We start from the raw sequence: 8,880 nt of genomic DNA, 5'->3' as shown, positions 1-8,880 counted from the left end.
TGGAAGAGCTTGAGGCCCTTCAGGCGCAGGTCGAGCATCCACTGCGGCTCGGACTTCTTCGAGGAGATGTCGCGCACGACGTCCTCGTTGAGGCCGCGCGTCGCGGACGCGCCGGCGTCGTCGGAGTCGGCCCAGCCGAACTCGTAGCGGCCGATGCCCTTGAGCTCGGGGTTGAGGTCTTCGATGCTCAGGTTCTGGGTCATGCCTGCTCCTTCTCGGGGTCCGACTTCGTCGTGTGGATCTGGGGGATGCACGTGGTGCAGACGCCGTCGCCGTGGGCGATGGTCGCCAGCCGCTGCACGTGGGTGCCGAGCACGGAGGCGATCGCCTCGGTCTCGGCCTCGCACAGCTGCGGGAACTCGTGGGCGACGTGGGAGACCGGGCAGTGCTGCTGGCACAGCTGCTCCCCCACGACCGGCAGCTCGCGCACGGACGCGGCGTAGCCGTTCTGGGTGAACACCCGGGCCAGTGCCTCCGCGGGCGTCAGGTCGGGCTCGGCGGCCACCACGGCCGCGTAGTCGCGCTCGACGAACGACACCCGGCGCCGGGCGAACTCGACCACGGCCTCCTCGCCCTGCGTCTCGGCCAGGAACCGCATGGCCTGCACGGCGAGGTCGTCGTACTGCTGGTCGAAGCTGTCGCGACCCGCCTCGGTGAGCGCGAACACCTTGGCCGGTCGGCCGCGGCCGCGCGCGCCGTAGACCTTGGGCTCGCGCGACTCCACGACGCCCTCGAGGGTGAGGTGGTCGAGGTGACGTCGTACGGCGGCCGGGGTGAGGTCGAGGCGGCGGGCGAGGTCGGCGGCCGTCGAGGGCCCGTTCTCCAGGATCGTGCGGCACACGCGATCGCGCGTGGGTGCGTCCCCGTCCGGGGTCGCCGCCGTCCTGGTGAATTCCACAACGACAGTGTGACGTTATTGCCGTACGCCGTTCAAGCAAGGGTCCCCTAAGTGACCCGGGCCACGACGGTCGACGCCGACCACGGCCCCGGCCGGGGTCCGACCTAGACTTCGCGACGTGCCAGCAGCCTCCCCCGCCGTCGAGATCGACGGCCTGGTGATGGCCTACGGCGACAAGGTCGCCGTCGACGGGCTGTCGCTCGACGTGGCGCGCGGGTCGGTCACCGCGGTCCTCGGCCCCAACGGCGCGGGCAAGACCACCACCCTCGAGACCTGCGAGGGCTACCGCGTCCCGCAGCGGGGGACGGTCCGGGTGCTCGGGCTCGACCCGCAGAGAGACCGTGCCACCCTGCTCCCCCGGATCGGCGTGATGCTGCAGTCCGGCGGCGCCTGGAGCGGCGTGCGGGCCCGGGAGATGCTCGACCACATGGCCTCGCTGCACGCCCGCCCCCTCGACACCGACATGCTGAGCGACCGCCTCGGCCTCGGCGACTGCGGTCGCACGCCCTACCGCCGGCTCTCGGGCGGCCAGCAGCAGCGGCTCGGCCTCGCGATCGCGCTGGTCGGGCGCCCGGAGCTGGTCTTCGTGGACGAGCCGACGGCGGGTATGGACCCGCAGGCCAGGCGGACCACGTGGGAGCTGCTCGAGGAGGTGCGCGGCGACGGCGTCACCGTCGTGCTGACCACGCACCACATGGACGAGGCCGAGCGCCTGGCCGACCGGATCCACATCATCGACCGGGGGCGCGTGATCGCCAGCGGGACGCCCGGCGAGCTCACCCGCGAGGGCCGCTCCGCCACGATCCGGCTCGTGGTGAACCGGCCGTTCCCCGACGGGGCGCCGGAGTCGCTGCGCGCCGAGCTCGGGGCCGACACCGAGGTCCGCCAGCTCGACGAGGTCAGCATGCTGATCCACGGTCCGGCCGACTCCACCACCCTCGGACGGGTCTCGCGGTGGTGCGAGGAGCACGACGTGCTCCCGGAGACGCTCAACCTGGGCCAGCGCAACCTCGAGGACGTCTTCCTCGACCTCACCGGACGGGAGCTCGCACCGTGAGCACGGCAGCCGGCACGTTCACCCCCGCCCCCGGGGGCGCCTCGCTCGCGCGGATGGTGCTCGCCCAGTCGCGCATGGAGGCCCGCCTCATGCTGCGCAACGGCGAGCAGCTCCTGCTGGCCATCGTCATCCCGGTCATCGTCCTGGTCGGCGGCGTCGTCGGCGCCGACCGCATCGGCGTCGACCTCGACGGCCACCGCCCGGTCGACATCCTGACGCCGGGCGTGCTCGCGCTCGCCGTGATGTCCACGGCGTTCACGTCCGTGGCGATCGCGACCGGCTTCGAGCGGCGCTACGGCGTCATCAAGCTCCTCGGCTCCTCGCCGCTCCCCCGCCACGGTCTCCTGCTCGGCAAGGTCCTCGCCCTGCTCAACGTGGTCGTGCTCCAGCTCGTGGTGCTGGTCGTGGTCGGCCTGGCCCTGGGGTGGGAGCCGACGCTCGACGACCCGCTGCGCTCGGTCGCAGGCGCGGCGCTGGCGCTCGGGCTCGGCACGGCGGCCTTCGCCGCCCTCGGGCTCCTCGTCGCCGGCGTGCTGCGCGCCGAGGCGACGCTCGCGCTCGCCAACCTCGTCTACCTCCTGCTGATGGCGGGTGGCGGGGTGGTGCTGCCCACGAGCACGTACGGCGCCGCGTCGGGCGTGATCTCGTGGCTGCCCTCGGGCGCCCTCGGCGAGGCGATGCGCGAGGCCCTCGTGCACGCGACCGTCGACACCCGCTCGTTGCTCGTGCTCGTCGGGTGGGCGATCGTCGGCACCCTGCTCACTGCCCGGACCTTCAGGTGGGAATGATGTCTGCCCTGCTCGACCGGCTCGCCCGGTACCTCTGGCCGCTCGCGCTGGCCAACCTCGTCGCCAACATCGGCATCGTGGTCACCGGCGCCGCCGTCCGGCTCACCGGCTCGGGGCTCGGCTGCCCGACATGGCCGCGCTGCTCCGACGAGTCGTACGTCACCCACGGCGAGCTGGGCGTGCACGGCGTCATCGAGTTCGGCAACCGCACGCTCACCTTCCTGCTGGCCGCGATCGCCGTGCTGTGCTTCCTGGCCGCGCTGGGCGCGCGGCACCGCCGGGCGACCCGGCTGTCCTTCGCGATCGGGCTCGGCATCCCGCTCCAGGCGGTGATCGGGGGCATCACCGTGCTGACCGACCTCAACCCGTGGATCGTGGCGGGCCACTTCCTGCTGTCGATGGCGATCATCTCGATCTGCATCGCCCTGCTCGACGAGCTCCGCAGCCCCGACCGCGGGGCGGCGCCCCCGCTGCCGCGGACGCTCGCCTGGGCGACCGCGGCGGCCGGCTGGGTGGTCCTCTACCTCGGCACCGTCGTCACCGGCGCCGGGCCGCACGCCGGCGACACCGACGCGCCGCGCAACGGCCTCGACCCGGCCTCCGTCTCCCAGGTCCACGCGTCCGCGGTCTACGTGCTCGTCGCCCTCACCGTGGCGTTGCTCGTCGTGGCGCTGCGCGGGGGCCACCGGTGGCTGGCCACCGTGACCGGGATGGTCCTGCTGATCGAGGTGCTGCAGGGCGTGCTGGGCTGGGTGCAGTACTGGCTCGACCTGCCCGTCGGGCTCGTCGCGCTGCACATGCTCGGCGCCGCCCTGCTCGCTGCGGGCCTGGCCCGCATCGCGCTCGCGGTGCTCCCCCACCACGCCGTCCACGAGGCACGGGCGGACAGCGGGTCGCAGCCGGACGCAGCGACCCGCCTCCCCTAGTCCTCCGCCTAGTCCTCCGCCTAGCCCTGCTCCTGGCCCCGCACCCGGCTCCGTCCGACGACGGGCCGGGCACGGATCAGAGCTTGCGGGCGAAGATCACCGTGCGCTTGGAGTAGTCGTCCGCCTTGCAGGCCACCAGCACGATCCGCGGTGGCCCCGAGACGGAGTAGAGCGAGCCCATCTTGCGGTCGGCCGCCCAGAACTCGCGGCGCACGACCTCGAAGCCACAGCCGCCGACGCGGATCCGGTCACCGCGTCGCAGCTGGCCCCACCTGTCGGCCACGCCGTTGCCGGCACGCCAGGCGTGACCGGCGTACACGGTGCTGCCGCTGGGGTCGCAGGGCGGGTCGCCCTTGGTCCACGTGTAGACGGTGCCGCGCAACCGCCACCCGACGTCGAGGGTGTCGTTGCGGGCCGCCACCTCCACCACCGCGGCGTCGGTGCCCGTGCGAGCGATCTGCAGCCGGTCAGGGGCGGCCTGGGCCGCACCCTGACCGACCAGCAGGGTCGCGCAGAGCGTCGCCGCGAGGAACGCGGCGCGACGCATCACGATCCCGTGTGCGGGGCGATCTCCGGGGCCTTCGCGCACGGGCGGGTGCTGAAGGTCATCCGCCACACCTGCTTGCCCTCGAGCCGGTAGGTGGCGTCCGCGGACTGGGCGCGCACGGTGATGGTGTACGACCGGGCGACCTTGGCGCCGATGCCCTTGAGGGTGCGGGCCTTGAGCCACACGCCCTGGCGGATCACCTGGCCGTCGACCTTGTAGACGACGCCGGAGCGCTTGCTGACCTTGAACAGGTCGCTCGCCCGGCCGCACTTGTCGAGCTGCTTGGCCTTGGCCTTCACCACGCGGACCTCCGCGGGCAGCACCTCCGGCGGGCTCACCGGGCACGGCTGCTGCGTGTCGGTGGGCGTCGGGAGGGTGATCACGGTCTGCCCGTTGCCGAAGGCGTGGCCGGGGTTGGCCGTGATCGTCAGGCTGCCGTCGGGGTTGACCACCGAGGTCCACGGGCCGCTGGGCACCGTGCCGTAGTGGGCGTTGCCCGGGCCGCACTCGTCGACGACCGGGACCTGGGGGGCCGCCTCGACGCACGGCTGGTTGCTGTCGGCCGGCACCGGGTAGGTGAGGACCGTCTGGCCGTTGGTGAAGACGTGGCCCGCGTCGGCCGTGATCGTCAGGCTCCCGTCGGGGTTGACCACCGAGGTCCACGGGCCGCCGGGCACCGTGCCGTAGTGGGCGTTGCCCGGGCCGCACTCGTCGACGACCGGGACCTCGGGCGCGTCGACCTTCTTGGTGTTGCAGTCCTCGGAGAAGGCCGAGGCCGCGATCCAGCCGGAGTTGGTCTGCGTCACGCCGTTGGACCAGCGCGCGTCGAGGGTCAGCACGACCGCGGACGTGGGCCTGGTGGTGATGGCCTCGGTGAACGTCTTGGACTCGTTCCAACCCAGCGTGGTGCCCACGGGCACCGCCTGGGGGCGGTTCGAGCCGGTGATGCGCTCGGTGCGCTGCTCGCTGTTGACGACCTCCCAGGTGACGTCCCACCCGCCGCCATCGCGGCAGGAGACGGACCCGGTGATCGTGTTGTGGTGTGCGCTCGAGGGTGCGGCGAGGCCGACGACGGCGAAGCCGACGGCCACCACCAGCGTCATGATCCTCGACACGCTCCGACCGGTCGTGCCCCCACGACCGGCGCCCATGCGTTGTCCTGGCGCGCCAAACATCAGTTTCGAACCCCCATGAATACGTGCGGAAGCCCTGCGCTTCCCCACCCGCGACGATTCAACGGGAAGTGACGCGGAGTCACACGGGAGGAATTCTCAAGAGGTTCTCTAGAAAGCCTCATTTCCCAGACGTTCGGGACAGGGTGCGCTAGCGCCCCAGCAAGGGATCGAGGGCGACGGCCACGAAGAGCAGGGAGAGGTAGAGGTTCGAGGCGTGGAACAGGCGCATCGGGTTGATCTCGCTGAGCACGTCGGAGGACCTGGCCCGGCCCCACATGCGGTGGGCCTCGACGAGGAACACCCCACCGAGGACGACGGCCGCGACGGGGTACACCGCGCTGGTGCCGGCGACCGGCCACAGCAGCAACGAGACCGCGACCATGACCCAGCTGTAGACGACGACCTGGCGGCCGACCTCCCCGGCGGGCTTGACCACGGGCAGCATCGGCACGTCGACGTTGGCGTAGTCCTCGCGGTAGCGCAGCGCCAGGGCCCAGGTGTGCGGCGGCGTCCAGAAGAAGACGACGAGGAACAGCACGACCGGCGTCCACGCCAGCTCACCCGTGACGGCGGTCCACCCGATGAGGGCGGGGAAGCAGCCCGCCAGGCCGCCCCACACGATGTTCTGGGTGGTGCGCCGCTTGAGCAGCATCGTGTACACCAGCACGTAGAACGCGTTGGCCAGGACGGACAGGCCGGCCGACAGCCAGTTCACCCACAGCGCGAGCACCACGGTCGAGACCACGGCCAGCACGGTGGCGAACACGAGCGCCGACGACGCCGAGACGATGTGGCGGGGCAACGCGCGTCGGCGCGTACGGCGCATCTGCTCGTCGATGTCGCGGTCGTAGACGCAGTTGTAGGCCGACGCCGAGCCCGCCGAGAGCGCACCTCCGACGACCGTCGCGACCACGAGGCCGAGCGGCGGGATCCCGCGCTCGGCGAAGAACATCACCGGCACGGTCGTGAGCAGCAGCAGCTCGATGACGCGAGGCTTGGTCAGCCCGACGTAGGCGGCGACGACGTCGCGCCAGGTCTTCGTCTCCTCCGGCCCGGCCCCCCCGTCACCGGTCGGCATCGCGGCGGACGCAGCAGCGCGCGAGCCGGCGTGGGACACGGTGGAGACCTCGGGAGGACGGGGACGGATGGGACACGGATGAGTGGGAACCAGAGGGGACGGACGGCCTGCGATGCGGTGTCCGCGGCCACCCTCGGGTGGGGTCGAGTCTACTCGGCCACGCCGCTAGGCTCGCAGTCGAGGCCACCCCAACGGACCTGTGATCCTGGCTGCACCCCCGACCGCCCCCGAGCGTCGGGTGCACTCCACCGAGAGGAACTGCGTTGACCAAGAAGTCCGCCCTGCCCGCCACCCTCGCGTGGGACGACGTCGACGAGCGCGCGGTCGACACCGCCCGCGCCCTCGCGATGGACGCGGTGCAGAAGGTCGGCAACGGCCACCCCGGCACGGCGATGAGCCTGGCGCCGGCGGCGTACCTGCTGTTCCAGAAGGTGATGCGGCACAACCCGGCCGACCCCCACTGGACCGGCCGCGACCGGTTCGTCCTCTCCTGCGGCCACAGCTCCATCACCCTCTACACCCAGCTCTTCCTGGGCGGGTGGGGCCTCGAGATCGAGGACCTCCGCTCGCTGCGCACCTGGGGCAGCAAGACCCCGGGCCATCCCGAGCACGGCCACACCGCCGGTGTGGAGACCACCACCGGTCCCCTCGGGCAGGGCGTCGCCAACGCCGTCGGCATGGCGATGGCCGCGCGGCGCGAGCGCGGCATCCTCGATCCGGAGACCGACGAGGCCGACTCGCCCTTCACCCACCACGTCTACGCCATCTGCTCCGACGGCGACCTCGAGGAGGGCGTCAGCGCCGAGGCGTCCTCGATCGCCGGCACCCAGCAGCTGGGCAACCTCACGATGATCTACGACGCCAACCAGATCTCGATCGAGGGCGACACCGACGTCGCGTTCACCGAGGACGTCGGCGCCCGCTACGAGGCCTACGGCTGGCACGTGCAGCACGTCGACTGGACCAACGGCGGCACCGACTACGTCGAGGACGTCCCCGGCCTCTACGCCGCCGTCCGGGCCGCCGACGAGGTCACCGACCGGCCCAGCCTCATCGTGCTGCACACCGTGATCGCGTGGCCCGCCCCCAACGCCCAGGGCACCGGCAAGTCGCACGGCTCCGCGCTGGGCGAGGAGGAGGTCGCCGCCACCAAGAAGGTCCTGGGCTTCGACCCCGAGAAGCACTTCGAGGTGCCGGCCGAGGTCATCGAGCGCACCCGTGGCCTGGTCGAGCGCGGCAAGCAGTGGCAGGCGGACTGGCAGGAGCGCCTCGACGCCTGGCGGTCCTCGGCTCCGGCCGAGGTCCTCGCGACCTTCGAGCGGATGCAGACCCGCGCGCTGCCCGAGGGCCTGGCCGGCGTGCTGCCGAGCTTCGACGCCGACCCCAAGGGGGTCGCGACCCGCAAGGCCTCCGGCGCGGTGATCAACGCCGTCGCCGGCGTGATGCCCGAGCTGTGGGGCGGCTCGGCCGACCTGGCCGAGTCCAACAACACCACCATCGACGACGCGCCGTCGTTCATCCCCGAGAGCCGTTCCACCGACCAGTGGAGCGGTGACTCGCTCGCCGGCCGGGTGCTGCACTTCGGCATCCGCGAGCACGGCATGGGCGGCATCCTCAACGGCATCGCCCTCCACGGCGGCACCCGGGTGTTCGGCGGCACCTTCCTCACCTTCAGCGACTACATGCGCGGATCCGTCCGGCTCGCCGCGATCATGGGCCTGCCGGTGACCTACGTCTGGACCCACGACTCGATCGGGCTCGGCGAGGACGGTCCCACCCACCAGCCGATCGAGCACCTCGCCGCCCTGCGCGCGATCCCCGGCCTCGACGTCGTACGCCCCGCGGACGCCAACGAGACCGCGGCCGCCTGGCACGCCGTGCTGGAGCGCACCGACCGGCCCGCCGGCATCGCGCTGACCCGTCAGAACGTCCCGGTCTTCCCGCGCGGCGAGGAGGGCTTCAGCGACACCAGCAACGTCCACCGCGGCGGCTACGTCCTGCTCGACGTCGACGGCGGCGAGCCCGACGTCATCTTGATGGGCACCGGCTCCGAGGTGCAGGTCGCCGTGGCCGCCCGCGAGCTGCTCGCGGCCGACGGGATCCGCGCCCGGGTGGTCTCGCTTCCCTGCCTCGAGTGGTTCGAGGAGCAGGAGGAGGCCTACCGCGAGTCGGTGCTCCCGCCGACGGTCAAGGCCCGCGTCTCGGTGGAGGCCGGTGTGAAGCAGGGGTGGCGCGAGTACGTCGGCGACCACGGCCGCATCGTCTCGCTCGACCACTACGGCGCCTCGGCCGACTTCGCGCGCATCTACGAGGAGTTCGGCATCACCGGCGAGGCGGTGGCCAACGCCGCCCGCGACAGCCTGCGCACCCTGACCGACTGACGTACGTCCCGCACGCCCCACACAGGAGGC

At 72.3% G+C, this 8,880-nt stretch carries 8 protein-coding genes and 1 pseudogene; 4 read left to right on the top strand and 5 right to left on the bottom strand.

All coding sequences use genetic code 11. From position 1 onward, the window contains the following. Positions 1 to 203, bottom strand: a pseudogene (locus tag Q9S36_RS44470) (Fe-S cluster assembly protein SufB); the annotation flags it as partial. Then, a complete protein-coding gene (locus Q9S36_RS44465) occupies positions 200 to 898 on the bottom strand; it encodes a metalloregulator ArsR/SmtB family transcription factor (RefSeq protein WP_311291163.1) in 699 nt (232 codons plus the stop codon). The gene Q9S36_RS44465 and the pseudogene Q9S36_RS44470, both read right to left, overlap by 4 nt. 118 nt (positions 899 to 1,016) lie before the next feature. Between Q9S36_RS44465 and Q9S36_RS44460 the strand changes: the two genes are divergently transcribed. The 3 genes from Q9S36_RS44460 to Q9S36_RS44450 are packed head-to-tail and all read left to right on the top strand — an operon-like array spanning position 1,017 to position 3,669. Further along, complete coding sequence (locus tag Q9S36_RS44460) at positions 1,017 to 1,955, top strand: ABC transporter ATP-binding protein (protein ID WP_311291162.1); 939 nt, start codon at positions 1,017 to 1,019, stop codon at positions 1,953 to 1,955. After that, positions 1,952 to 2,743: an ABC transporter permease gene (locus tag Q9S36_RS44455; protein ID WP_311291161.1), complete on the top strand. Its 792-nt coding sequence runs from the start codon at positions 1,952 to 1,954 to the stop codon at positions 2,741 to 2,743. The genes Q9S36_RS44460 and Q9S36_RS44455 overlap by 4 nt, the downstream gene beginning before the upstream one ends. Beyond that, positions 2,743 to 3,669: a COX15/CtaA family protein gene (locus Q9S36_RS44450; RefSeq protein ID WP_311291160.1), complete on the top strand. Its 927-nt coding sequence runs from the start codon at positions 2,743 to 2,745 to the stop codon at positions 3,667 to 3,669. Before Q9S36_RS44455 ends, Q9S36_RS44450 begins: the two co-directional genes overlap by 1 nt. A 76-nt stretch (positions 3,670 to 3,745) precedes the next feature. Here the strand turns inward: Q9S36_RS44450 and Q9S36_RS44445 are convergent, their stop codons facing one another. The 3 genes from Q9S36_RS44445 to Q9S36_RS44435 form a co-directional block, all read right to left on the bottom strand. Continuing rightward, positions 3,746 to 4,216 carry a class F sortase gene (locus tag Q9S36_RS44445; protein ID WP_311291159.1) on the bottom strand — a complete coding sequence of 157 codons (471 nt, stop codon included), beginning with the start codon at positions 4,214 to 4,216 and terminating at the stop codon, positions 3,746 to 3,748. Then, entirely contained in the window at positions 4,216 to 5,319 is a 1,104-nt protein-coding gene (locus Q9S36_RS44440) for a hypothetical protein (protein ID WP_311291158.1), read from the bottom strand. Before Q9S36_RS44440 ends, Q9S36_RS44445 begins: the two co-directional genes overlap by 1 nt. Before the next feature lie 220 nt (positions 5,320 to 5,539). Next, positions 5,540 to 6,469, bottom strand: a complete 930-nt coding sequence (locus Q9S36_RS44435; protein WP_311291165.1) for a heme o synthase — start codon at positions 6,467 to 6,469, stop codon at positions 5,540 to 5,542. 263 nt (positions 6,470 to 6,732) lie between these two features. On the opposite strand from Q9S36_RS44435, the gene tkt reads away from it, so the two are divergent. After that, complete coding sequence (tkt, locus tag Q9S36_RS44430; protein WP_311291157.1) at positions 6,733 to 8,850, top strand: transketolase; 2,118 nt, start codon at positions 6,733 to 6,735, stop codon at positions 8,848 to 8,850. Positions 8,851 to 8,880: the final 30 nt, after the last annotated feature.

The organism is Microbacterium sp. ARD31, from assembly GCF_031844425.1.
The sequence above is the reverse complement of the archived record's forward strand: the minus strand, read 5'-3'. Positions and strand labels throughout refer to the sequence as shown.